The 25,859-nt window shown below is 44.1% G+C and carries 20 protein-coding genes, 1 pseudogene and 1 other annotated feature; of the genes and pseudogenes, 8 read left to right on the top strand and 13 right to left on the bottom strand.

Annotated elements, in window-relative coordinates; genetic code table 11:
• Window positions 1-61: 61 nt before the first annotated feature.
• The gene (gene nhaA / locus WDV75_RS04360; protein ID WP_273558060.1) at window positions 62-1,231 is read right to left on the bottom strand and encodes a Na+/H+ antiporter NhaA; all 1,170 of its coding nucleotides are present in this window, start codon (window positions 1,229-1,231) and stop codon (window positions 62-64) included.
• A gap of 207 nt (window positions 1,232-1,438) precedes the next feature.
• Between nhaA and WDV75_RS04355 the strand changes: the two genes are divergently transcribed.
• Window positions 1,439-2,284: a DMT family transporter gene (locus tag WDV75_RS04355; protein WP_273558059.1), complete on the top strand. Its 846-nt coding sequence runs from the start codon at window positions 1,439-1,441 to the stop codon at window positions 2,282-2,284.
• A gap of 91 nt (window positions 2,285-2,375) precedes the next feature.
• On the opposite strand, the gene dnaJ is transcribed toward WDV75_RS04355, so the two are convergent.
• Window positions 2,376-3,512, bottom strand: coding sequence for a molecular chaperone DnaJ (gene dnaJ / locus WDV75_RS04350; RefSeq protein ID WP_273558058.1), 1,137 nt, complete (start codon window positions 3,510-3,512; stop codon window positions 2,376-2,378).
• 104 nt (window positions 3,513-3,616) lie between these two features.
• Window positions 3,617-5,527 (bottom strand): molecular chaperone DnaK, encoded by a 1,911-nt coding sequence (dnaK, locus tag WDV75_RS04345; RefSeq protein WP_273558057.1) that lies wholly within the window; start codon window positions 5,525-5,527, stop codon window positions 3,617-3,619.
• A gap of 349 nt (window positions 5,528-5,876) precedes the next feature.
• Here dnaK and satP point away from each other — a divergent pair, with 349 nt between their 5' ends.
• Window positions 5,877-6,449, top strand: a complete 573-nt coding sequence (satP, locus tag WDV75_RS04340) for an acetate uptake transporter (RefSeq protein ID WP_189758318.1) — start codon at window positions 5,877-5,879, stop codon at window positions 6,447-6,449.
• A gap of 69 nt (window positions 6,450-6,518) precedes the next feature.
• Here satP and WDV75_RS04335 read toward each other — a convergent pair whose 3' ends face one another.
• A complete protein-coding gene (locus WDV75_RS04335; RefSeq protein WP_273558056.1) occupies window positions 6,519-7,790 on the bottom strand; it encodes an MFS transporter in 1,272 nt (423 codons plus the stop codon).
• 444 nt (window positions 7,791-8,234) lie between these two features.
• Between WDV75_RS04335 and WDV75_RS04330 the strand changes: the two are divergent.
• Window positions 8,235-9,620 (top strand): annotated as a pseudogene (locus WDV75_RS04330) (PTS transporter subunit EIIC); the annotation flags it as partial.
• 71 nt (window positions 9,621-9,691) lie between these two features.
• Complete coding sequence (locus WDV75_RS04325) at window positions 9,692-11,092, top strand: glycoside hydrolase family 1 protein (RefSeq protein ID WP_273558055.1); 1,401 nt, start codon at window positions 9,692-9,694, stop codon at window positions 11,090-11,092.
• Window positions 11,093-11,160: 68 nt separating this feature from the next.
• Here the strand turns inward: WDV75_RS04325 and mog are convergent, their stop codons facing one another.
• Together mog and tal are read right to left on the bottom strand one after the other, a co-directional pair.
• On the bottom strand, window positions 11,161-11,736 hold the full coding sequence (mog, locus tag WDV75_RS04320) for a molybdopterin adenylyltransferase (RefSeq protein ID WP_273558054.1): 576 nt from the start codon (window positions 11,734-11,736) through the stop codon (window positions 11,161-11,163).
• Window positions 11,737-11,859: 123 nt separating this feature from the next.
• Window positions 11,860-12,813 carry a transaldolase gene (gene tal / locus WDV75_RS04315; protein ID WP_273558053.1) on the bottom strand — a complete coding sequence of 318 codons (954 nt, stop codon included), beginning with the start codon at window positions 12,811-12,813 and terminating at the stop codon, window positions 11,860-11,862.
• Between the two features lie 170 nt (window positions 12,814-12,983).
• Here tal and yaaA point away from each other — a divergent pair, with 170 nt between their 5' ends.
• On the top strand, window positions 12,984-13,760 hold the full coding sequence (yaaA, locus tag WDV75_RS04310) for a peroxide stress protein YaaA (RefSeq protein WP_273558052.1): 777 nt from the start codon (window positions 12,984-12,986) through the stop codon (window positions 13,758-13,760).
• A gap of 61 nt (window positions 13,761-13,821) precedes the next feature.
• On the opposite strand, the gene thrC is transcribed toward yaaA, so the two are convergent.
• The 3 genes from thrC to thrA are packed head-to-tail and all read right to left on the bottom strand — an operon-like array spanning window position 13,822 to window position 18,523.
• Window positions 13,822-15,114, bottom strand: coding sequence for a threonine synthase (thrC, locus tag WDV75_RS04305; RefSeq protein ID WP_273558051.1), 1,293 nt, complete (start codon window positions 15,112-15,114; stop codon window positions 13,822-13,824).
• Between the two features lie 2 nt (window positions 15,115-15,116).
• Window positions 15,117-16,067, bottom strand: a complete 951-nt coding sequence (thrB, locus tag WDV75_RS04300; protein WP_273558050.1) for a homoserine kinase — start codon at window positions 16,065-16,067, stop codon at window positions 15,117-15,119.
• On the bottom strand, window positions 16,049-18,523 hold the full coding sequence (gene thrA / locus WDV75_RS04295) for a bifunctional aspartate kinase/homoserine dehydrogenase I (protein WP_273558049.1): 2,475 nt from the start codon (window positions 18,521-18,523) through the stop codon (window positions 16,049-16,051). Before thrA ends, thrB begins: the two co-directional genes overlap by 19 nt.
• A 25-nt stretch (window positions 18,524-18,548) precedes the next feature.
• Window positions 18,549-18,668, bottom strand: a sequence feature (Thr leader region).
• Window positions 18,669-19,348: 680 nt separating this feature from the next.
• Here thrA and arcA point away from each other — a divergent pair.
• Window positions 19,349-20,065, top strand: coding sequence for a two-component system response regulator ArcA (arcA, locus tag WDV75_RS04290; protein ID WP_074022800.1), 717 nt, complete (start codon window positions 19,349-19,351; stop codon window positions 20,063-20,065).
• Window positions 20,066-20,239: 174 nt separating this feature from the next.
• Here arcA and creA read toward each other — a convergent pair whose 3' ends face one another.
• The gene (gene creA / locus WDV75_RS04285; RefSeq protein ID WP_189758328.1) at window positions 20,240-20,716 is read right to left on the bottom strand and encodes a protein CreA; all 477 of its coding nucleotides are present in this window, start codon (window positions 20,714-20,716) and stop codon (window positions 20,240-20,242) included.
• Between the two features lie 629 nt (window positions 20,717-21,345).
• On the opposite strand from creA, the gene robA reads away from it, so the two are divergent.
• Window positions 21,346-22,227 carry an MDR efflux pump AcrAB transcriptional activator RobA gene (robA, locus tag WDV75_RS04280; protein ID WP_273558048.1) on the top strand — a complete coding sequence of 294 codons (882 nt, stop codon included), beginning with the start codon at window positions 21,346-21,348 and terminating at the stop codon, window positions 22,225-22,227.
• On the opposite strand, the gene gpmB is transcribed toward robA, so the two are convergent.
• Window positions 22,224-22,871, bottom strand: a complete 648-nt coding sequence (gpmB, locus tag WDV75_RS04275) for a 2,3-diphosphoglycerate-dependent phosphoglycerate mutase GpmB (RefSeq protein ID WP_273558047.1) — start codon at window positions 22,869-22,871, stop codon at window positions 22,224-22,226. The genes robA and gpmB overlap by 4 nt on opposite strands.
• A gap of 54 nt (window positions 22,872-22,925) precedes the next feature.
• Here gpmB and yjjX point away from each other — a divergent pair, with 54 nt between their 5' ends.
• Window positions 22,926-23,453, top strand: a complete 528-nt coding sequence (yjjX, locus tag WDV75_RS04270; protein WP_189758331.1) for an inosine/xanthosine triphosphatase — start codon at window positions 22,926-22,928, stop codon at window positions 23,451-23,453.
• 83 nt (window positions 23,454-23,536) lie between these two features.
• Here yjjX and trpR read toward each other — a convergent pair whose 3' ends face one another.
• Together trpR and sltY are read right to left on the bottom strand one after the other, a co-directional pair.
• A complete protein-coding gene (gene trpR, locus WDV75_RS04265; protein WP_189758332.1) occupies window positions 23,537-23,860 on the bottom strand; it encodes a trp operon repressor in 324 nt (107 codons plus the stop codon).
• A 54-nt stretch (window positions 23,861-23,914) separates the two neighbouring features.
• Window positions 23,915-25,834 (bottom strand): murein transglycosylase, encoded by a 1,920-nt coding sequence (gene sltY, locus WDV75_RS04260; RefSeq protein ID WP_273558046.1) that lies wholly within the window; start codon window positions 25,832-25,834, stop codon window positions 23,915-23,917.
• Between the last annotated feature and the right edge of the window lie 25 nt (window positions 25,835-25,859).

The raw sequence follows: 25,859 nt of genomic DNA, 5'->3' as shown, positions 1-25,859 counted from the left end.
GAGTTACCTCGGAAATTCTTTCTATATCTGTGTTTAAATTAGTCTATTCATCTGTTTTTGACTACGTCTTTTTCTTCGGTAACAGTATGGCTAGTAATCCATAACCAACAACCGCTGCGGTGGTAGAACCTATCAATATACCTAAGCGGGAATATGTGCTGAAAGTGTCATTGAGACCTTCAAATGCTAGACCTGAGATAAAAATAGACATGGTAAAACCGATCCCACACAGTACGGAAACAGCGAAGATTTGTCTCATGCCAATTTTTTCCGGCAATTTAGCAATTCCCAGTTTTACCGCAATCCAGCTAAACAGGAAAATACCTAATGGCTTGCCAATAAACAGGCCAAGGGCAATGCCTATAGGCAATATACTGGTTAAGCCATCTAATGTGACGCCTTGTAATGAAACGCCGGCATTGGCAAAAGCAAACAGTGGCAGAATGAAATAAGCAACCCATGAATGCAGTTCATGCTCCAAAGTTTCAGAAGGTGATTCGCCTTTTTTATTTCGAAGGGGGATCAGAAACCCGACAATAACGCCAGCCAATGTAGCATGAACACCTGATTTCAAGATACACACCCATAAAACAGCACCAACAATCAGATAAGCGGATGTTTTAGCGATCCCTTTCCAATTCATCCAGGCCAGTAGCCCAATCATGGCGGTAGCCAAGCCTAATGCAGTCAGAGAGACTGTTTTGGTATAGAACAGTGCGATAATGATGATGACACCTAAATCATCAATAATCGCCAGCGCAAGCAAAAAGACTTTCAATGCGGTGGGAACGCGTTTCCCCAGTAATGCCATGATCCCTAGTGCAAAAGCGATATCTGTTGCGCAGGGAATTGCCCAACCTTGTTGGGTGATCTCGTCACTGCCATTAAACAGCAGATAGATCAATGCCGGCGCCAACATTCCTCCTAATGCCGCGATGGCTGGGAAAATGGCTTTATCACGGCCCGCAAGTGAGCCTTCCATGAGTTCTCGTTTCACTTCCAGCCCGACAATGAGAAAAAAGACCGCCATTAATCCATCATTTATCCATAGTAATAATGGCTTGTTGATTTCCAACGCTGCAAATTGTACTGCAACAGGAAGATTGAGAAAGTGATGATAGATACCCTGCAATGGCGTATTCGCCATAACCAGCGCAATGATGGCCGCGATAATGAGAAGGATCCCCCCTGCGGCCTCTAATTTCAAAAATTGGCGAATGATTGCAGTCATGGATAAATTAACCTATGAAATTGCTCAAGGTTACGCATGTTATTATAGTCATGACATCGGAAAAAGTAGATTATTTGTGCAAAATTGATCGTGATATTCGAATTGTAACATATTGAAATAATATTTTTTAAAATTTTGATAAATTACACTGTATAGAAGAAGAAATTTTAATCATTATTTGTAATAACGAGATGAGTAAGATACTCCATGACAACATTACTTTTCCTGTTTGTTCTTGGCGCTGCTTTGTTACATGCCAGTTGGAATGCCTTAGTTAAGATTAGCGCTGATCGGTTCCTGGGCATTTCAATTATTGTCTTTTTTGCCGGAATGATTGCCACTTCGGGGCTGTTTTGGGTTGGATTACCGTCATTACCTTCTGTGCCGTGGTTAATCTTATCTGCTGTTTTACATACGGCTTATTGTCTGTTTTTAAGTCGCTCTTATGCGACGGGAGATTTGGGGCAGGTATATCCTATTGCCAGAGGTTGTGCGCCACTCATTACCGCGTTATTGAGTTGGATAATTTTGCAGGAAATGTTACCACCTCTAGCCATGCTGGGAGTGGCGCTTATTATCGTGGGGATTATGTTAATTGCTTTTCCACATGGAAAAAATGCTCTTCATCTGGATCGTAAAACGTTACTTGCGGCAATCACAACATCGGCATTTACCGCCGGTTATACTTTGTCCGATGGCGCTGGCTCCAGAGCTGGCGATAATACCTTGGCCTATATCTTATGGCTGTTTGCTATTAATGGTTGGATCATGGGCGTGATGATGTATTTCAGGTATTGGAATACGGCCGGAAGGAAGCTGCATCAATATTGGAAACAAGGGTTATTGGGTGGGCTGATGCAATTACTCAGTTATGGCATAGTGATTTGGGCGATGAGTCATGCCCCCATCGTGCTGGTTGCGGCATTACGTGAAACTAGCGTGTTATTTGCGATGTTATTGTCTGTTGTTATCTTGCGAGAGCCGTTTAGCAAAATGCGTTTATTGGCTTGTATTGTGATTGTGGTTGGGGTGATTGTCACGAAGCTGGGGTAACTTCCCGTTAAAATTGAAGGTGGCTTAATAAATTAGAAATCCCGCCAATACATTAGAAAAATAATCAGGCGGGATTTATGAGAGATCTAAATTACTTGGTCAGATCATCAAAAAATTTCTTCACGCCATCAAGGAAACTTTTGGAGCGAGGGCTATTGGTTTCACCGCTTTTCCCGCCAAAAGATTCGCCCAATTTGCGCATCAGCTCTTTTTGTTCTTCATTCAGCTTAACCGGTGTTTCTACTACGACACGGCACAGCAAGTCGCCTTGAACACCGCCACGGACGGATTTAACACCTTTGCCTTTCATACGGAACAGCTTGCCAGTCTGGGTTTCCGCAGGAATTTTCAGGCTGACACGACCATCAAGGGTTGGAACTTCAATTTCGCCACCCAATGCCGCCGTTGCGAAGTTGATCGGCACTTCACAATAGAGATTGCTGCCATCACGCTCAAAGATATGGTGAGCCTTGACTTGAACCTGAACGTACAAGTCGCCGGATGGTGCGCCGTGTTCACCTGCTTCACCTTCACCACTCAAACGAATGCGATCGCCGGTATCGACGCCCGCTGGAATTTTAACGGACAGTGTCTTGTATTTTTCAACGCGGCCATGTCCATGACATTTACCGCAAGGCTCTTTGATGATTTTTCCGCGGCCATGACACTGCGGACAAGGTTGTTGAACCGCGAAAAATCCTTGACGCATTTGTACCTGACCAGCTCCATGACAGGTTGGACACGTTTCTGGGCTGGTTCCTGCTTTGGCTCCGCTGCCATGGCAGGTATCGCAAGATTCCAGGGTTGGAATGCGGATCTCTTTGGTCACACCACGGACAGCTTCTTCCAGGGTTAATTCCATGCTGTAACGCAGGTCTGATCCACGGCTAGGACGCTGCTGACGACGGCCACCACCGAAAATATCGCCGAAAACGTCACCAAAGATATCGCTAAAGTCAGCTCCATTACCGAAACCACCTGCGCCGCCGCCCATGCCACCCTGTTCAAAGGCAGCATGACCATATTGGTCATAAGCAGCACGTTTTTGAGGATCTGTCAGGATCTCATACGCTGCTTTAATTTCTTTGAATTTACTTTCTGATTCTTTATCACCTTGGTTACGGTCAGGGTGATATTTCATTGCCAGCCGTTTATAGGCTTTTTTGATCTCTTTTTCGTCTGCGGTTTTGGAAACGCCCAAAACTTCGTAATAATCTTTTTTTGCCATCGTATTGTTTACCCTTAACACGCACACACGGGCGTGGAGTTACCTCAACGCCCGTGCCAGTTAACAAGTAACAGGCGCCCTGTTACTTTGCCCGCTAAGGGCTATTATTTTTTGTCTTTAACTTCTTCGAATTCAGCGTCTACAACATCGTCATCTTTCTTCGCGTTGTTTGCGCCAGCATCGGTAGCACCAGCTTGGGCTTGCTGTTGGGCAATTTCCAGTAGTTTCTGGGATGCTTCAACCAGAGCTTGGATTTTCGCTTCAATTTCAGCTTTATCTTCGCCTTTCGCCGCAGTTTCCAGCTCAGAAGTTGCTTTCTCGATTGCCGCTTTATCGTCTGCTGCCAGTTTATCACCCGCTTCTTCAACTTGCTTACGAGTGCCGTGGATCAGCTGGTCAGCTTGGTTACGGATCTGAACCAGCTCTTCAAACTTACGGTCAGCTTCTGCGTTTGCTTCTGCGTCACGTACCATCTGTTGGATTTCTTCTTCGTTCAGACCAGAAGAGGCTTTGATGGTGATGTTTTGCTCACGACCTGTGTTTTTATCTTTCGCAGAAACATGCAGGATGCCGTCAGCATCGATATCGAAAGTCACTTCGATCTGCGGAGTACCGCGCATTGCTGGTTGAATGCCATCCAGGTTGAACTGGCCCAGAGATTTGTTATCGCTGGCACGTTTACGCTCACCCTGTATTACGTGGATCGTTACCGCAGATTGGTTATCTTCCGCGGTAGAGAACACCTGGCTATGTTTAGTTGGAATAGTGGTGTTCTTGGAAATCAGGGAAGTCATCACGCCGCCCATGGTTTCAATACCCAGAGACAGTGGTGTGACGTCCAGCAGCAGAACGTCTTTCACGTCGCCAGCCAGTACACCGCCCTGAACCGCAGCACCCATTGCTACTGCTTCGTCTGGGTTCACATCTTTACGTGGCTCTTTGCCGAAGAAATCTGCAACGGCTTTCTGCACCATTGGCATACGAGTCTGACCACCAACCAGAATCACATCGTGGACGTCAGATACAGACAGACCGGCGTCATTCAGTGCGACTTTCAGAGGCTCGATTGAACGTTTAACCAGGTCTTCAACCAGAGATTCCAGTTTTGCACGAGTCACTTTAATGTTCATGTGCTTAGGACCGGTCGCATCGGCTGTGATGTATGGCAGGTTTACATCAGTCTGCTGTGCAGAAGAAAGTTCGATTTTCGCTTTTTCTGCCGCTTCTTTCAGACGCTGCATTGCCAGTGGGTCATTACGCAGGTCGATGCCTTGTTCTTTCTTAAACTCGTCAACCAGATAGTTGATCATGCGGCTGTCGAAGTCTTCACCACCCAAGTGGGTATCACCATTGGTTGCCAGAACTTCATACGTTTTTTCGCCATCAACTTCATCGATTTCGATGATAGAGATATCGAAAGTACCACCACCCAGGTCATAAACTGCGATGGTGCGGTTGCCGACTTCTTTATCCAGGCCGTAAGCCAGCGCAGCCGCGGTTGGTTCGTTGATGATACGCTTAACTTCCAGACCTGCGATACGGCCAGCATCTTTAGTTGCCTGACGCTGTGCATCGTTGAAGTATGCAGGAACGGTGATAACAGCTTCGGTTACTGGTTCACCCAGATAGTCTTCCGCTGTTTTCTTCATCTTCTTCAGAACTTCAGCAGAAACCTGAGGTGGTGCCATTTTTTGGCCTTTTACTTCCAGCCATGCATCGCCGTTATCCGCTGCCATGATTTTGTATGGCATGATAGAGACGTCACGCTGCACTTCTTCGTCTTGGAAACGACGGCCAATCAAACGCTTAATGGCGAACAACGTGTTTTGCGGGTTAGTAACAGCCTGACGTTTAGCTGGTTGACCAACCAGAGTTTCACCATCCTGAGTATATGCGATGATAGAAGGTGTGGTACGGTCACCCTCGCTGTTTTCAAGCACACGAGTGGTCGTGCCGTCCATAATTGCTACACAAGAGTTGGTAGTTCCCAAGTCGATACCAATGATTTTACCCATCTAAACGCCTCCACAAAGAATTCATATATTCGGTCAAGTTACTAAGCTATATGAGGACGAATGTTTGCTTTTCAATGGCGCTGTTCGCCAGAAATTCCTCATTTTATTTTCCAGCTAATGCCGAAATATTCAGTAGTAACTGTAGTTGAGACTTAGATGGGGTCATTCATCTCATCATCAAGGGGAGAATTGAAAAAAAATTGAGATTTAATAAAAAAATTTTTCGCAGGCCATTGTGTAGTTGATGTCATCACATTATGATTCGCCGCCTTTTATGGTTTCTTGGTGCAGGAAAGTGCCACGATAACTTTTTTAATATTTTGTTTTATTTGTGTTTTCTAGGGGAAATATGCATTCTAATCAGTTAGCGAACCCAGGCCCATTGGGTTTAATGGGTTTTGGCATGACAACCATTTTGTTGAATCTGCACAATGCAGGTTTTTTCCCATTGGCATCAGCAATTTTGAGCATGGGAATTTTTTACGGTGGTTTGGCTCAGGTACTGGCAGGTATCTTTGAGTACAAAAAAGGAAATACGTTTGCGGCAACCGCATTTACCTCTTACGGCTTGTTCTGGCTGAGCCTGATCGCTTTGCTGTTTCTGCCAAAGATGGGGCTGGCTGAAGCAACCAGTCATGAGTTCCTTGGCGTTTATCTCGCCTTGTGGGGAATATTCACCCTGTTTATGTTCTTTGGTACGTTGAAAGCTAACCGTGTTCTGCAATTTGTATTTGCCAGCTTGACGCTGCTGTTTGCATTGCTGGCAATTGGCAATATCACCGGCAATGCCAGCATTTTGACCTTTGCAGGTTTTGAAGGTGTTATCTGTGGTGCGAGTGCTTTCTATCTGGCAATGGCTGAAGTTCTGAATGAACAATATGGCCGTACTATTCTGCCAATTGGTGAAGTGAAACACGCTTAATTACTTTTAACAGGATGAGTGAGTTATGCTCATCCTGTGTTTGATTATCCTTTAATTTCCCACCTGTTTTCAGATAGATTTTTTCCGCAAGTAAGCCCCCAATAAAAGACCAACTACCGATAAGGTCATCATGTAATAAGCGGGTGCCAGTGCGGTATATGTCAGCAATAAGGTGACGAAGATTGGTGTCAGTCCCCCAAAAATGGCATAAGCCAAATTATACGCAAATGAAATGCCACTAAACCTGACTTCTGGCGGATAGCTTTTCACCATAACAAAAGGAGTAGCGCCAATCACACCGACAGTCAGACCAGTGAGGGAATAAGCACTAAATAGTTTGAGCGGTTCATGGCTGATATTGTGGTAGAAAAACCATGTTGTGGCAGCCAATAGAATGCAACCTATAATCAGAACGATACCGGCTCCCCATTTATCGCATAAGTATCCGGCAAAGATACAGCCAATCGCTAATGAGATAATCGCCAGACTGTTTGCTTTCAAAGTCAGTGATTGTTCAAGATTAAAGACTGTCTGCATATAGGTTGGTGTCATCAGGATAACAACGACAATGCCAGCAGAAAGGAGCCATGTAAGCAGCATGGAAATAGAGGTGGCGCGCTTGTAATTAAAAACAACCGTCTTTAGTGGCAGCTCTCCTGCCAACGCTTTGCGTTCCTGCATTTCCTTGAAGACAGGGGTTTCATGCAGCCAGCGGCGCAGATACATAGCGCATAAACCGAAAATACCGCCTAAGAAAAATGGCAGACGCCATGCCCAATCCAGGACTTCTTGTCTGGAATAAATCGAAGTAATAATAGTTGCGACGAGAGAACCAAATAAAATCCCCAAACTCAATCCTGCCGTTAAAACACCACAGGCAAATCCAATGCGTTTATGGGGAACATGTTCTGCCACAAAAACCCAGGCTCCGGGCACTTCTCCGCCAATTGCGGCTCCTTGCATAATCCGCATCAGTAGCAGTAGGACAGGGGCAGCCATGCCTATGACGTCATAGGTGGGTAACATGCCGATAGCCAGTGTTGGTACAGCCATCAACAATATGCTGAGTGAAAACATTTTCTTACGCCCAATGAGATCACCAAAATGGGCCATGATGATCCCACCTAAAGGCCGAACCAGATAACCCGCCGCAAAAATACCGAATGTCTGTAGTTGTCTGAGCCATTCAGGTATATCCGCGGGGAAAAAGAGTTCTCCAAGTGCAACAGCAAAAAAGATAAAGATAATGAAGTCGTAAAATTCCAGAGCGCCACCTAAAGCCGCTAAGGACAGCGTTTTATAATCTTGTTTATTTAATGGACGATTGTGATGTTGTGACATAAGTTACCGATTTATAGTTATAAAATGGGTTCTGAGGTGTTTATTTTCAATGTTCTGACCAGACTCAAAATAGATGAAAATAAAACTTATGCTATATTAAAAGGTATTTATTCTACAAATTTTAAAAAGAATCCAACCCACATGTTATGTCACTTCCATGTCGAATAAATTGAGTTTCCATTTCCTGACGAAGTTTTGCCTGCCTATTATCTTTTTCTGACGCTGACCACCTTCTACCATCCTGAATAGGAATCATGTAATTTAATGGATGGGTAAAATCCGCTGTTGTCCATCTAAAGATAAAGTCGTCCTTAACATGGGGTGATATTTAATGATTTTGTTTATACGCATTAAACTTCAAGTTGCAATTTACAACACTATATGAAATCACACGCATACTATCTTTTTTAAAGCACAGGCAGTGCGGAAAATGAGGGAAGTGGCATGAAATACCAGATACTGGCCCAGGAAATCATTGTAGGTGTTGGTGGTAAAGCAAATATTGTCAGTCTCGTTCATTGTGCGACTCGGCTGCGTTTTAAACTATGGGATCGCTCACTCGCCGATATCAATAAACTAAAAGCCCATCCCGATATTATTACGGTTGTCGAAAGTGGGGGGCAATTTCAGGTTGTGATTGGTAATCAAGTCAAAGAGGTATATCAGGTTATCCAACAAGTGTTAGCACCTTCTGATGAAACACCTTCAATGCCAAATCCAACTGGCAAGCGCGATAACTTATTTAACCATTTTATCGATATTATTTCGGGTATCTTTACCCCATTTTTGGGGGTAATGGCAGCTTCCGGGATCTTAAAAGGCTTGCTTGCCGTTACCATTGCATTTCATTGGCTAACACCTGACAGCGGTACTTATCGTATCTGGTATGCCGCCAGTGACTCGCTGTTTTATTTTTTCCCTTTATTACTTGGCTATACCGCAGGTAAAAAGTTTGGGGGCAATCCATTTATTACAATGGGAATTGGCGGAGCCTTGGTGCATCCCATGATTATCTCTGCTTTCGAGGCATCTATAGTTGCTGGCAGCACAACTGAATACTTTATGGGTATCCCACTCTCATTTTTGAATTATAGCTCTTCTGTGATCCCAATTATTTTTGCCTCCTGGATAAGCTGTAAAATAGAGAAAAAATTGGATTCACGCCTGCCCGCCACCATTAAAACCTTCATTACTCCCCTTGTCTGCCTGATATTGATTGTTCCACTCGTCTTTATTGTCATTGGGCCAGTGGCGACATCGCTAAGCCATTCATTGGCTTATGGTTATCAGGCAGTATATGAGTTTGCACCGGCTCTGGCAGGGGCGATTATGGGGGCAATCTGGCAAGTTTGTGTCATTTTTGGGCTGCATTGGGGATTAGTACCAATCATGTTCAACAACTTAACGGTTTTGGGGCATGATACGTTAACCCCCTTGTTGTTACCGGCCGTAATAGGGCAAACGGGGGCTGCATTGGGCGTTTTCTTGCGTACCCGCGATGCTAAATTAAAAATGTTGTCTGGCTCTGCTGTTACCGCCGGTATCTTTGGTATCACTGAGCCTGCGGTTTATGGGGTTACCCTGCCTTACCGTCGGCCGTTTATCTTTGGCTGTATTGCTGGTGCGATTGGTGGCTCTGTGGTTGGTTATTACCAAAGTGCCGTTTATTCAATAGGACTAAGCAATATTTTTACTTTTACTCAAATGATCCCGCCATCAGGAATCGATAATACCGTATGGGGCGCAATGATTGGCACATTGCTAGCGTTTATTATCGCGACCATTTTGACGTGGTTATTTGGCCTGCCTGCTGTTACCAATTCACCTACAGAAAACAATACCGATAAAAACCAATCTGAATTCCTACATAAGCCTTAAATATCCATGAGAGGAGGGTTTGCATGAAACAGTTTCCAACGCATTTTTTATGGGGAGGCGCGATTGCTGCCAATCAAGTTGAAGGTGCTTATTTGACGGATGGAAAAGGCTTTTCCACTTCAGATGTTTTGCCACAAGGGATTACTGGCCCCGTTGTTGAACGTGATCCTGCGGATGAAACGCGATATCTCAAAGATATTGCTATCGATTTCTATCACCGTTACCCCGAAGATATCGCCCTGTTTGCAGAAATGGGATTTAAATGCTTACGTACCTCGATTGCTTGGAGCCGGATTTTTCCTCATGGGGATGAAAAGCAACCCAATGAAGTGGGCCTGGCATTTTATGATCGGCTGTTCGACGAAATGGCCAAATATGGCATCCAACCTTTGATCACATTATCTCACTATGAAATGCCGTGGACGCTAGTCAAAAAATATGGCGGGTGGGGAGATCGCAGATTGATCGCCTTTTTTGAACACTATGCGCGCACGGTATTTAATCGCTACCAGAGTAAAGTGAAGTTATGGCTGACATTTAATGAAATCAATATGTCGCTGCATGAACCGCTGACAGGTGTTGGATTATCGAGAAACAGTACTCAATCAGAGATCTATCAAGCTATTCACCATCAATTGGTTGCCAGCGCCAGGGCAGTGAAATTGTGCCGAGAGATCATTCCTGATGCCCAGATTGGTAATATGTTACTGGGTGGTTTGATGTATCCATTAACCTGTAAACCCGAAGATGTATTAGCAACGCTTCAGAAAAATCAAAAGTGGTTATTTTTTGGCGATGTCCAAAGCCGTGGGAATTATCCTGGCTATATGTTGCGTTATTTTCGCGAGAATGGCATTGAACTGGCAATTACAGAGCAAGATAAGCATGATCTGAAAAATACGGTCGATTTTATTTCATTCAGTTATTACATGAGCGGCTGTATGACCGCAGATGAGGCGGAATACCAGAAACAGCAGGGTAATATTCTGCATATGGTGGCTAATCCTTATTTACCCAGTTCAGAATGGGGTTGGCAGATAGATCCCCTTGGGTTACGCACGATATTGAATTTGTTATGGGATCGCTATCAGAAACCTTTGTTTATCGTTGAGAATGGCTTGGGTGCGAAAGATACACCGGAAGCGGATGGCAATATTCAGGATGACTATCGTATTCAATACCTTAGCGATCATCTTATTCAGGTCAGAGAAGCGATTGAAGATGGTGTGGATATTATGGGATATACCAGTTGGGGGCCGATTGATTTGGTCAGTGCTTCAAAAGGTGAGATAAGCAAACGTTATGGTTATATCTATGTTGACCAGAATGAACAGGGAACCGGTTCATTGGAGCGGCGTCGTAAGAAGAGTTTTTATTGGTATAAGCGGGTGATTGAAACCAATGGTAGTAGTTTGGGTGAGTAATGCTATTTTTTTATCCATAAGGTTCTGAGCCTGTTCAGAACCTTTATGGTATTCAATGAATTGGACTTTTAACGACGTGCACTTTTCGGCCTGAACGCGGCGACAACGCTTTCAGCCGTTTCCACATAAGGGCCATCCAGCAATTGGATGCAATAGGGAACACTGGCAAAAATTCCCGCTACCAATACCTTGCCATTTTCGTCTTTTAATCCTTCCAGTGTTTCTGCGATGGCTTTCGGTTGTCCGGGAAGGTTGAGAATCAGTGCTTGATTGCGGATCACGCCGACTTGTCGGGACAGGATGGCGGTTGGCACAAATTGAAGGCTGATTTGACGCATCTGTTCCCCAAATCCGGGCATTTCACGATCCGCAATTGCCAACGTTGCATCTGGCGTGACATCACGACGCGCAGGTCCTGTTCCCCCCGTGGTGAGTACCAAATGGCAGCCCAGTTCATCGACCAATTCACACAATGTTTGTTCAATCAGGATTTGCTCATCAGGAATAAGGCGGGTTTCTACGCTAAAAGGTGTGGTAATCGCTTTTTTCAGCCATGTTTCCAGTGCGGGCAGCCCTTTATCCTGATAAACGCCGTTTGAAGCACGATCGGAAACAGACACGAGGCCAATGCGCAATACATTCATACAAACCTCAATTAATTATAATAATAGGAAAAATAATAAAATTTGTGGGTGGTAACGTGAAATAAACAAAAGGCGACCTATTTTGTCGCCTTTGTACAAGAAAAAATAGCGTATCGCTTGAAATTACAGCAAGTCAGCGATCATGCTTTCAAGTTTGCCTTGGTCTACTGCAAACTTACGGATACCTTCTGCCAGTTTTTCCGTTGCCATTGCATCCTGGTGGTGGTTCCAGTAGAACTCAGCTTCAGTCATTGGTGCTGGGCGCTCTTTGATTTCGCCTTCATAACCCAATTTACGCTCAACTTCACCCGCTGTTTCTGACAGCTCTTTCAGCAGTGCTGGAGAGATTGTCAGGCGATCACAGCCTGCCAGTTCCAGAATTTCACCCGCGTTACGGAAACTTGCACCCATAACAACCGTGTTGTAACCGTGTTCTTTGTAGTACTGATAAATTTCAGTAACGGAAATCACACCTGGATCTTCATGCGGTGCGAATTCTTTCTGACCACTATTTGCTTTATACCAGTCAAGGATACGGCCAACAAATGGAGAGATCAGGTAGACCCCCGCTTCAGCACAAGCACGTGCCTGAGCAAAGGAGAATAACAGAGTCAGGTTACAGTTGATGCCTTCTTTTTCCAGTTGTTCCGCAGCACGGATACCTTGCCAGGTAGAAGCCAGTTTGATCAGAATGCGATCGTTGCTGATACCTGCTTCGTTGTACAGCTTGATCAGACGTTTTGCTTTCGCTACGCTTGCTTCGGTGTCATAAGACAGGCGTGCATCAACTTCAGTGGAGATACGGCCAGGGATCAGTTTCAGAATTTCCAGGCCAATGTTGACAGCCAATTTATCGCTGGCATCGATAATTTGTTGTTCACGGGAATCGCTTTGACCACGCGCCCATTCAACAGCTTCATCGATCAGTTGGCGATATTCTGGAATTTGAGCTGCATTCAAAATCAGGGAAGGGTTGGTGGTCGCATCTTGCGGCTGATACAGTTTCATCGCCGCGATATCCCCGGTATCTGCTACTACTGTTGTCAGTTTACGCAGGGAAGTCAGTTTATCGGTCATGTTTAATATCTCATCGTTATACGTAAAATCTTTGGCAACATTGCCTCGCCATCTGGTGATAATAACATGGTCAGGCGCGGCTGTAAGGTAGGAAAATTCTCTTGCTAAGATTCTCCTCTTTTTGTCTTTTTTGCTAAAGTGAGGGAAGTCTGGATTATTAGGAAAAAATAATGCTTATTACCATTTCACCGGCAAAAACACTTGATTATGAAAGCCCTCTTGCAACAGAAAAATATAGTCAACCACTGCTATTGGCGGAAGCCCAACAATTGATCGAGATTTGCCGGACTTTAACGCCTGCGCAAATCGGCAGTTTGATGAGTATTAGTGATAAGTTGGCAGGATTGAATGCTGCTCGTTTTGGTGAATGGCAGCCCCATTTTACGCCAGACAATGCCCGCCAGGCGATTTTGGCATTTAAAGGTGATGTTTATACCGGTATGCAGGCAGAAACTTTTTCTGCTGACGATTTTGATTTTGCTCAAACACATTTAAGAATTCTATCTGGCCTGTATGGCGTTTTGCGTCCTCTCGATTTGATGCAGCCTTATCGTTTGGAAATGGGTATTAAGCTGGAAAATCCACGTGGTAAGGATCTGTATCAGTTTTGGGGCGACCGCATTACTGAAAATTTAAATGCGGCTCTGGAACAGCAAGGTGATGAGATTCTGGTCAATCTGGCATCAGATGAGTATTTTAAATCAGTAAATAGCAAAAAGCTGGCAGCCAGAGTTATCAAGCCTGTTTTTCTGGATGAAAAAAATGGCAAATACAAGGTCATTAGTTTCTATGCTAAAAAAGCCCGTGGCCTGATGAGCCGTTTTATTATTCAGAACCAACTGACCGAACCAGCACAACTGGTGGCGTTCAATCTGGAAGGATACGCTTTTGATGAATCTCTCTCTAAAGGAGATGAGTTGGTATTTAAGCGTTCTGAGCAGCATTAATTTTAATTTTCAAAACCTGATATCACTCCACCTATAAATAGGCGGAGTGATAAATGCCATGTTATTTCGATGTTTTTTCCATCAAAAATTCACGCAATGTTGAGAAGTCAGCGGGCATAAAGTGGGATAACAAGTCCAGATCTGCGCGCTCAGATAACGCTTGTGGCAAGGACAATGGTTGGCCGAGAGTGGCCTCGACGCTTTCCTTAAATTTGGCTGGATGAGCAGTGCCCAGAAACAAGCCATATTCCCCTTCTTGTAATTGATCCCGCAAAACACGATAAGCGATGGCAGCATGTGGTTCGGAAATATAGCCTTTTGCCGCCAGTTCGCGCATGGTGCTTTGAGTGGTTGAGTCATCCACAACCCCGTTTGCCAATTCACTCAGTGCCCAGCCTTTGCGTTTGAACAATTCTTCAATACGTGGCCAGTTATTGGGCTGGCTGACATCCATAGCATTGGATAGCGTCGGAATGGTCTGATGTGGCTGCCACTTACCTGCCGCTAAATAACGAGGAACGGTGTCATTGACGTTGGTTGCCGCGATAAAACGTTTTACCGGTAGTCCTAATGATTTTGCCAGCAGCCCGGCGGTTAAATTACCAAAATTACCACTTGGGACGGAAATGACCAATTGCTCACGTTTTTCTGCGGGGATCTGCGCAACGGCTTCAAAATAATAACAGATTTGTGCCAGTAGGCGGCTGATATTAATTGAATTAGCTGAGTTGAGATGTAAAGCCTGTTTCAGTTCTTCGTCATCAAAAGCCTGTTTGACCAATGCCTGGCAAGCATCGAAATCCCCCTTGATAGCAACTGTATGAATATTGCCACCCAGAGTACAAAAGAGTTTTTCCTGCAATGGGCTGATCTTGCCTTCGGGATAAAGGATCACCACCTGTACGTTATGCAAGCCATAGAAAGCATGGGCCACTGCGGCGCCGGTATCACCGGATGTTGCAGTTAAAATCGTGACGGGCTGCTCTCCTGCAATTTGAGCAAGAATTTGTGCCATAAAACGGCCACCAAAGTCTTTGAACGCCAGTGTCGGGCCGTGATAAAGCTCCAGTGAAGCGATATCATCTTCGACAGTTGCTACAGGGGCAGGGAAGGCAAACGCGTTTTTTACGCGGGCTGCCAATTGTTCTGTGGGAATTTCATCGCCAATAAAAGCAGAGAGAATGCGTTGGCTGCGACTGACAAAATCCAATTTCAATAAATCGTCAATTTCATTACGGCTGAATTCTGGCAAATCCTGCGGAAAAAAGAGGCCCTGCTGTTTACCTAACCCTTGTTTTACCGCCTGTGAAAAACTGACCTGCTCACTGTTATCTTTTAAGTTATATAATTTCATGGTTACTTTACCTGTCGTGCGCCTGCGAGATCCAGACGGCAAATGTGTACAAAGCCTTCATCATTCTGTATGTAATGTTGTTGCAGCCACTGTGCAACCTCTTCTGCTACAGCCATTTCATGGCAAATGGCAAACAGTGTCGGGCCGGAGCCGGAAATGCCGCACGCCAGCGCCCCTAATGTTTTGACTGCATCACGTGCATGAGCAAAGCCGGGTAACAGTTGTGTGCGATAAGGCTCTGCCACAACATCTTGCATTAATTTGGCAGCCAACCCTGATTGCTGGGTATGGCAGGCATGGATAAAGCCAGCAAAGTGACGTCCGTGCTCAATGATGTCCTCACGGGCATAGTGATTGGGTAGGATTGCACGGGCTTCTGCTGTCGATACTTTGATGCCGGGATAAGCCATTACCCATAGCCAATCTGCAAATGTGGGAACAGGCAGACAGGTGGTATCTTCCTGAGATAATATCAATTGCAATCCGCCCAAATAGCAGGGCGCGACATTATCATAATGAACACCACCGGAAATACGTCCTTCTAATTCTCCCATCATCTCCAGCAACTGGTGTTGGTTAAATGGGTGACCAGCATATTCGTTCAATGCGACTAAACCGGCGACGACAGAGCAGGCACTGGAGCCTAATCCCGAACCGATCGGCATATTTTTCTCTAATGTTATGGTAACGGGCAGGTCTTTTCCCAGTCGTTGACAAAAAAGCTGCCAGCATTGATAGACGATATTCTGTTTGGGATCGGTCGGTAATTTGCCAACAAATCGTCCTTTATTATTCAAACTGAAACTATCAGCTTCACTTACAGAGACACAATCTCCAAGTAATGAGCCATCAATGGGAGAAACTGCTGCGCCAAGCACATCAAATCCGACGCCAACGTTCCCGATAGAGGCAGGCGCATAAACCCTGATAACCATTAAACCCCCAATTTCCATGACAGAGTGCGTAATATATCAGCAAAAACACCGGCTGCCGTTACATCATTTCCTGCACCATAACCACGTAATACCAGCGGAATGGGTTGATAATAACGGGTGTAGAAAGCCAAAGCATTTTCGCCATTTTTGACTTTATAAAGTGGATCGTTGCCATCAACAGAGACAATTTTCACTGTACAACGGCCTTGCTCAATTAAGCCAACATAACGTAATACTTTTCCTTGTTCTGCGGCTTGTTTTGCACGTTGGCTAAATTCCTGATCCAGTTGCGGTAAATGTTGCAGGAAACTATCAACATCGCCACTGGCGTCGAACGATATAGGCAGAACGGGTTCGACATGAATATCGTCCAGTTCCAGTTCATAACCTGCCTCACGTGCCAGGATCAGCAGCTTCCGCGCAACATCCATGCCGGAGAGATCATCGCGTGGATCGGGTTCAGTAAAGCCTTTCTCTTTGGCTAGCAAGGTCGCTTGTGACAGCGTCATACCTTCATCCAGCATACCGAAAATATAGGACAAAGAACCCGACAGAATGCCACTGAACTGCACTAATTCATCACCGGCATTAAGCAGATTTTGTAAGTTTTCGATAACCGGTAATCCAGCCCCTACGTTAGTGTCATACAAGAACTTACGTTTCGATTTCTCGGCGGCCTGACGGATTTGGCGATAATAAGCCATTGATAAGGTATTGGCTTTTTTATTGGGTGTGACAACGTTAAAGCCATCGCTGAGGAAACTTGCATACTGTTCCGCAATCGACTGATTGGAAGTGCAGTCGACAATGACAGGATTCAGGAGATGGTACTCTTTTTCAAGGCGGATCAGGCGACTCAAGCTAAAAGGTTCGGTGGCTTCTGAGAGTGCCTGCTGCCAGTTATCCAGACAGATGCCTTGCACATCAGTCAATAAAGCGCGGGAGTTGGCAATACCACAGACGCGCAGATCGATGTGTTTCTGTTTGAGCCAGGTTTGCTGACGACGTATTTGCTCGATCAACGCACTGCCTACCCCCCCCACACCGACAACGAAGACTTCAACAACCTGAGCGGTGTTAAACAGCATTTGGTGGCAAAGACGAACAGCCGTGGTCGCGGCATCGTTTTCAATAACGGCAGAAATGGAACGTTCAGAAGAGCCTTGCGCGATGGCAATGATGTTGATATTGGCGCGTGTCAATGCGGAGAAAAAGCGGGCTGACGTTCCTGGCTGAGTGCGCATACCATCGCCAACGACAGAAATAATGGCAAGATTGTCGATCACGTCGATGGGATCAAGTACACCATCTTTCAGCTCCAGGTAAAATTCTTCTGTCAGTGCCTTTTGTGCTTTTGCCAATTCTTTTTGTGGCACACAGAAGCTGATGCTGTATTCTGACGAAGACTGTGTGATTAATACAACGGAAATACCCTTGCGTGACATGACGGAAAAGATCCGTGCCGCCATCCCGACCATACCTTTCATGCCAGGGCCGGAAACGTTGAACATCGCCATGTGATCCAGATTGGTAATGCCTTTAATCGGCATATTCTGCTCTTTTTGCCCATCATTAATGCGTGCATCGCCAATAAAAGTACCTGGAGCATCGGGATTGGCAGTATTTTTTATCAGGCAAGGAATTTGAAACTGAGCAATCGGGGCGATAGTGCGAGGATGGAGGACTTTCGCACCGAAATAAGACAATTCCATCGCTTCCTGATATGACAAGCTTTTCAGCAAGCGTGCATCTTTCACCGCCCTTGGATCACAAGTATAAACACCGTCTACATCCGTCCAGATTTCACAACAATCCGCACGCAGACATGCCGCCAATACTGCGGCTGAATAGTCAGAACCGTTGCGTCCCAACACGACCAATTCGCCATTTTCATTGCCCGCAGTGAAACCCGCCATCAGGATAATATGGTCAGCAGGAATGTTGAGTGCTGCAATGCGTTTGGTAGATTCATGGATATCGACGGTGGATTCGAGACAATGTCCATGCGCCAAAAGGTTTTTGACCGGATCAATGACAGTCACTTTATGACCACGAGCCTGTAGTACGGATTCCATGATGGCAATCGACAATTTCTCGCCACGACAGATCAGGGAGGCATTAATGCTATCTGGGCATTGTTTTAATAAGGAAATGCCGTGCAGAGTCTGTTTAAGGCTGGCTAGCTCACGTTCTACTAGTCCTTTCAGGCGTTCATAATCAAACCCGGGTTGTTGCTCTTTCAATCCTGACAGCAAATCAGTAAAGATTTGGCTGGCATCACTCATATTGGAAACAATATCTTGCCCGGCAACCGTTTTTTCGATCATCGCCACCAGATGGTTTGTGATTTTTGCTGGTGCAGAAAGCACTAAGGCAACTTGCCCTAGGGATAACTCATTCTCGGCGATATCTGCAACACTCAGTACCCGCTGGTGATTCGCAACTGAGGTTCCGCCAAATTTCAATACTCGCATTAACGTTCTTCTCCTGATTTCTGTCCAAAAAAAAGCCCGTATCTTGTAGGATACGGGCTTATTGTTGTTTTATGTGTATGCGTCAGCCCGCACCGCAACTCATGGTTCCGGTGGTAATCGTGGTTGTAGTGGTGTTTGCAAGAACCATTTTTTTTGAGCTGATGTGGAGCATAGTTTCCTGTCTGTCTTTTTAATTCGTTTGACCCCCTATTGGTTAAATTAAATTGTGGTCAATGTCAAATATTTTTTATGACGAAAGAAGAAAAAAACGTCATTTTCCGTATCGAAATTATTCAAAATATAGCCCAAATGACAAATCATTATTTGGTTAGTCAGCTTATTTAATAGCATTTAATTTTACAAAAAACATATTTTGTAATTATTTTGTCTTTATGATAAAAACGTGTCATCTGGATATTTCAGTGCCGAGCGAATCTCTTCAAGGATTCACGGTATTTTAACATCCATTAACATAATTTATTCAAGTTAATAACAAATGGCCCAAATTAAAATTAACAATTACAATTAATGTTAACGTGCTACAATTGATTTTGATATGTATCAACAAAAGTTAGTTTTTTTAGAAGGCAAATGCATTACTAGCTGTTATATTGCTGTTAATAGACTAATATAGAAGCCTCGTTTAAATCGGGTATGTACCCTCTAGGAAAGCGACGCTAGCGTTTTAGCGTAAAACATATCAAAACGTTTATTTCGGGCATAAGCTGGTTTTCTGGCATTCAGAACAAGATCAGCATATTTTCTTTTAATAATAACAGCTTGTGCCATACAGATTCTGTTTTTTAGCGATTTTAGGTAGCAACCATGCAAACCCCGCACATTTTGATTGTTGAAGACGAAATTGTCACACGCAATACCCTTAAGAGTATTTTTGAGGCTGAAGGGTATGTTGTTTATGAAGCCAATGATGGTTCAGAAATGCACAACATTCTGTCAGATAACGATATCAATTTAGTCATTATGGATATCAATCTGCCAGGTAAAAATGGCTTACTGCTTGCCCGTGAATTACGTGAGCAGGCAAATGTTGCGTTGATGTTCCTAACCGGCCGTGATAATGAAGTGGACAAAATTCTTGGTCTCGAAATCGGTGCTGATGATTATATAACTAAGCCATTTAACCCACGCGAATTAACCATCCGTGCACGTAATTTGCTTTCGCGGACAATGAACCTGAGTCATCCAGGAGAAGAGCGTCGCCAAGTTGAAAGTTATAAGTTCAATGGATGGGAGCTGGATATTAATAGCCGCTCTTTGGTTAGTCCGATGGGCGATCATTACAAATTGCCGCGTAGCGAATTCCGTGCGATGCTTCATTTCTGTGAGAATCCAGGAAAAATCCAAACCCGTGCCGAATTGTTGAAAAAAATGACAGGCCGCGAACTGAAACCGCACGATCGTACTGTTGATGTGACTATTCGCCGCATTCGTAAGCACTTCGAATCGACACCAGATACTCCAGAAATCATTGCGACCATCCACGGTGAAGGTTACCGTTTCTGTGGTGATTTAGAAGACTAATTGATACTTTTTTATACCAAGCTAACTTCAAGATGCGTGTGATTTCATAGAGTGTTGTAAATTGCAATTTGAAGTTTAATGCGTATATAGGTATATCTTCTACATAGTGTATCTGTCAAAAAGCCCCGTATGTCCGATGGCATCAGGGCTTTTCTTGTCTCAGTGATGAGTTATTCACTCTTTCCACGGCATAATCGGTACAGCACTGATTGCATTTTTAGGAGAACCATCGATCACTTTGTCAGAATAAGTTAAATAAATTAGTGAATTACGCTTTGGATCATAGAAGCGTACAACCTGCAATTTTTTAAATACCAAAGAAGTGCGTTTTTGGAAGACGACTTGTCCTTTCTTAGGGGATTTTTTTATCTTATCTGCCAATTCAATCGGGCCAACTTGCTGGCAGGATATGGCTGCATCAGAAGTATCTTCTGCCAATCCTAATCCTCCCTTGAGTCCGCCAGTTTTAGCTCTGCTGAGATAACAGGTGACATTTTTAACGTCAGGATCATCAAAAGCTTCTATCACTATCTTGTTATCAGGGCCAAAAAGTTTGAACACGGTGTCAACAGAACCGATCTCTTCAGCATGTAAAGCCGCAGGAGAAAAGAGTAAGGTCGCCGCTATCACTATTTTCTTCATTGTTGCCATATATAGTCCAATTGAATTAAATAAATACAGTGAAAATATCTATCATTCACATATAATGTAACGCAATAAATTTAACTAAATCATTTCTAATGGAATGTATCTGTGATGGAAAACTTGGGCATTATAGCTGAATATGCATCCAAGACGAGTAAGTCCTGATCTTTAAAAAGTTATGCCATTGGAGTTAGGTCAACATCCAGCACTTCGGTAGTAAATAATTTTCTCTTACAATTCATACCACTGGCTTATTTATCAAGACAATGCTTGACATATTACCAATTCTGCTATTAATTTATTCCAAGCAAAAGCTTGTTTAATTTATTGAGAGTGTGTTGGTAACATCAATGTAACAATCAATCTGCCTAATGGAACCAGCTTGGCATATTGTACCTAAAGAATAACTAACCAATAGTTATAATAAATATTAGTAACCAATTACTAGGATAGTGGATACTGCAACAACACTCAGGGAAATTGTAATCTAGGTTTATTTTGGGAAAAGTATAGGTGTTGATTATTGATCAAACTGCATAATATCTGTTTTTAGGGAAAAACTTTTAGTTTTCAAACTGATAAGTTGTTTTACATTTATATGATTTTCTTTTTGTCTTAATGACTGAGGGAGATGTATGGATCAAACCAACATCATTCGAGACTTGCTGCATTGGGTGGATAATAATCTGGATCGTCCATTGTCTCTTGATAACGTTGCAGCAAAAGCCGGTTACTCCAAATGGCACTTGCAGCGCATGTTTAAGGAAGTAACAGGCCAGGCAATAGGCTCTTATATCCGTGCGAGAAGATTATCCAGGGCCGCCGTTGCATTACGTTTAACCAGCCGTCCAATCTTGGACATTGCCTTGCAATATCGTTTTGATTCTCAACAAACTTTCACAAGAGCTTTTAAAAAACAGTTTGACCGAACGCCAGCAGCCTATCGTCGCAGCGAAGAATGGTGCGCAAAAGGAATACATCCTCCTATCTTGCTGGATAACAAACCGTTGCCAGAGCACAAATTTGTCACGTTGGAAGAGAAGTCACTTATCGGTACTGAGCACACTTGCAGTTACACACTTGAGCAGTGGTCAGAAGATTGCAAGAATATGCGTCACGATTTTTGGATTAACTATCTACAGAATGCTGAAGTATTACCACCGAGACTTTATGGATTACACCATACGACCCCTTGTGTGGAGAGTGAAGATGAACAGACCGTGTTCTATACCACAGCTGTAGAACCAGAATATGCGACCTTTGATAGCAAAAATAGCCATCCAGTCGTCTTGCCAAGTGGGGATTATATTTCATTCAGTTATTTTGGTGATAAAGAGCAGTTACAAGAATTTCTCTTTACAGTTTATGGCGTCTGTTTGCCTACACTAAACATAACTCGCAGAAAGGGATACGATGTCGAGCGATATTACCTCACCAATCTTGAATGGAAAAATCTTGGGGATGAGACACAAAATCATATTGTGGAATTTGAGTATCTCATCCCAATTGAACGTTAACCTTGTAATTCATCCAAGGCGGGCATATCCAGATGGGTGATATCGCCCGTTGTTTCAACTATCCAACCTGGAGCCAGCCACGGGCTATCTTGATAATCCACCCGTGAGATGGAACAGTTTCTCAACCGAAGACGACGTTCTGAGTTAGCGGGAAGACCCAGAATAGAGCAGATCAAACTGACGAGAGCTATTCCATGACTGACCAACAGTGGACGACTACCCGCAGGCAGGTTAAGGCAATTTTCCAGTGCGGCCCGCATACGGGTAGACACTTCATCCATCGATTCACCTTCTGGGATCCGTCCATTTGGTGTACCATCAACAAGGCTTTTACGCCAGGATTCTTCTTTTGGTGTAAGGGAAGTTAGTTCGCGATTTTCCAGAACGCCCATATTTAACTCTCGCAGGCGTGGTTCCAGTATGATATCGCAGCCACAGGCTCTCGCGATGATTTCTGCTGTTTGGCGTGTCCGACCAAGGTCACTGGTGATAACATGGGTAATGTTTTCTGATTTAACTCTCTGCGCGACCAAGTGAGCTTGGCGCCGGCCAGTTTCGGTCAAAGGGCTGTCAGACTGCCCCTGAATACGACGAGCCACATTCCATTCGGTTTCGCCATGACGAACAAGATAGACCTGTAACATAGTTATTTTCCGTTATACTGCATCATGAAATAATTCAAAGGATAATTTATTTATATGTACCACGTTATTGCAGCAACAACTAACCCTGCGAAGATAAAAGCGATTAGCCTTGCATTCGATGATGTTTTTGGCCCAGGCACTTACCACATAGAAGATGTTAATGTAGACAGTAGTGTACCTCAACAACCTATTGGTAATACCGAAACGCGTACAGGTGCCCGCCATCGGGTTATGGCTGCTCGTCAGGTTCGGCCAGAAGCTGATTTTTGGGTTGGCGTTGAAGCAGGAATTGAAGATGACATGACGTTTGCCTGGATGGTCGTTGAACATAAACAAATTCGGGGAGAATCGCGTTCTGCGAGTTTGATGTTGCCAGAAAAAGTCCTGGAAGGCATTCGTCAAGGACGCGAACTTGGCCATGAAATGGCGGATGTTACTGGCGTCGATAATATCAAGCAGAAAGGTGGTGCGATTGGCTTTTTTACCCATGGTATTCTGACGCGTACCAGCGTTTATCATCAAGCTCTGATACTGGCTCTTGTGCCTATCCATCATGAAATTTACAAAGAGTCGAATAACTAATCTTAACGGTATGCCGTTGTTTGGGGGCGCGATTAGACGGCCCCCGCTGCATTATTTAATTTGTTATTTTATCGTGGTTATTGTCAATCAGTAATTAATTGATTTTCCAGCCATTTCTTAACATGAGCCGGTGCGTTTTTTAAACTATTGGAACCACGTGTAATTGTCGCAATGCCAACGCCCAGCTCATTTTTCAGTTCGCGCTGATTCATTTTCCCACGCATCAATTCCTGAATAATCCGAACCCGTGTTGATAAAGCGGTACGTTCATCGGGAGTCAATAATAGCTGCAAAATAGAATGTTGCAAATTTTGTTCAAATGCTATTTTTAACAACTCAACAAATGCGAGCCAGTCATCACTATCTTCCGGGGAAAGTGCCGGATCAATCAAATGATTTTGTGCCATAATTCACTACCATACTATTCAACTAGTACAATAGCATACCATATTTATCTTAAATTAATAACGTCTTTGCCATTCCGCATTTGTCAGCACATTTGACATTTTCCCCATAAAATTATGGTAGAACATATCGTAGGCAAGAACATTTTTGACATAAGCGCGCGTTTCTGCAAAGGGAATGCTTTCTATAAAGGCGATGGGATCGATATTCCCAGCGGTATTCGCTAACCAACGTTCAACATTTGCAGGGCCGGCATTATAAGCGGCACTGGCAAGAATACGGTTATTGTCAAAACGCTGATAGACCGATTCCAGATAAGCGGTACCAATTTTAATATTCGTAATCGGATCCATTAATTGATTGCTGTTGACATAACCCTGAATCTTCTCTTTTTTCACAGTATGTTCGGCAGTTTTTGGCATGATCTGCATTAATCCGCTAGCTCCTTTGGAAGAACGGGCCTGTGGGTTCCAGGCACTTTCCTGACGGGCAATTGCCATGGCATAACTTTGTGAAATATTTTTATCTGACGTGAAGTTTGCAAATTCGTTTTGCCATGCCATCGGGAAACGCTCTTCAAGGTGATCCCACATTTTTCCCGCAATGGTAGCTTGTACACTGAATGCGGGCCAGTGCTGCTCAAATGCATAACGAGCTAACTGTTCTTGTGTCACGCGATCTTGCGAAGAAACCAGGAGGAGCCATTCTGAGCGTGCCAAATTATCCATATTCCAATACAGTAACTCTCGGATACGCTTAATTGCCGGCATATTGGCAATGGAGCGATCGGGTTTCTCTGATTTATTGATGATCAATGGATAAGAAATATCTAATTTCTGGGCTGCCACCATGGGATAAAAACCACGATGTCTGGTCAGTTTATGTAATATCGCATGGCCTTCTGCGTTTTTCTTTTGATTGATCAGAATAATAGCACGCCAATATTGCCACTCATCTTGTTGCAACGTTTTTTGCGGCAGCAACGAAATCCATCTTTCAAGCCCAGAAAGATCACCATCCCTCAATGCTAAACGAGCACGTCTCTCAATTAATTTGATAGAGTGTGAAGCGCGAATAGTATCATCCCGCCATTTTGCCTGCTCTGGTGTAATGTCTCCCATCAATTGCCATGCGACGATATCTTTTAATTGCTGTCGTTCGTCGTTATGCATCTTTTGGGCGCGGACAAGTGTAGGAATGCTTATTCTGGCAAGTTCAGCATTTGTGCGGGCAAATCGAGAAAAGGTCGTTATGATAACCGAGCGGGTGAAGTCGGTTGGTGTGGTAGTTGTAGCAAATTGTTCAATTAACGCTGGATCTTGTTGCAGCTTCAGTAAATTCGTACTCAAGCCTTGATAAGGCAACGGCAAGCGTTTGGCAAGATAGGTAACAAGTGTGGTGTTATTGGCTTTCATCGCCAATTCGATACGCTGTAAAATTAATTTTGCAGACAGGTATCCAGCTTGATCCCAGGCCGTGAGTAACTTATCGCAACTATCAGGTAATGAGTTGCCACTGAGCCAAATTTCTTTAGTCCCTTGCCAAGCGACTTGTTGGTGTCCTGTGGCCCATTGCGCAAAATAGTAATCACAGCGTTCGGCAACGGTAGTTGGCGGGTTGGGGCTGAATGTCAGGATGGCGCGCCAATCACTATTGTTTGCCAGTACATTGATAAATCGAGATGTTAGCGAACGTGCTGGTGGCAAGGTAGGGTGAGTATTAATAAAGTGCTGAACTTGCTCAGGCGTGGACGTTGCCAAATCATGAGATAATTGACGATATTCCAGATAGGGATACAGGGGATAGTTTTTCAACGTTGGCATCAGACGCGCCACTTCCGCGCTATTTTTGTCATCCCATGCCTGCTTTATTGCTTGATATCGTTGACGTTGGGCATTCAGAGAATCGGCATGTGCCGCTCCAGCAACAACAGAAACCATACTCACAGCCGTAATGAAATGCTGCCACTTACTCATTGCCACATACCCCTTCGAAAAACGA

This window comes from Xenorhabdus griffiniae (genome assembly GCF_037265215.1).
GTDB classification, from domain to species: Bacteria; Pseudomonadota; Gammaproteobacteria; order Enterobacterales; family Enterobacteriaceae; genus Xenorhabdus; species Xenorhabdus griffiniae.
This window is presented reverse-complemented; position numbering and strand designations above follow the sequence as displayed.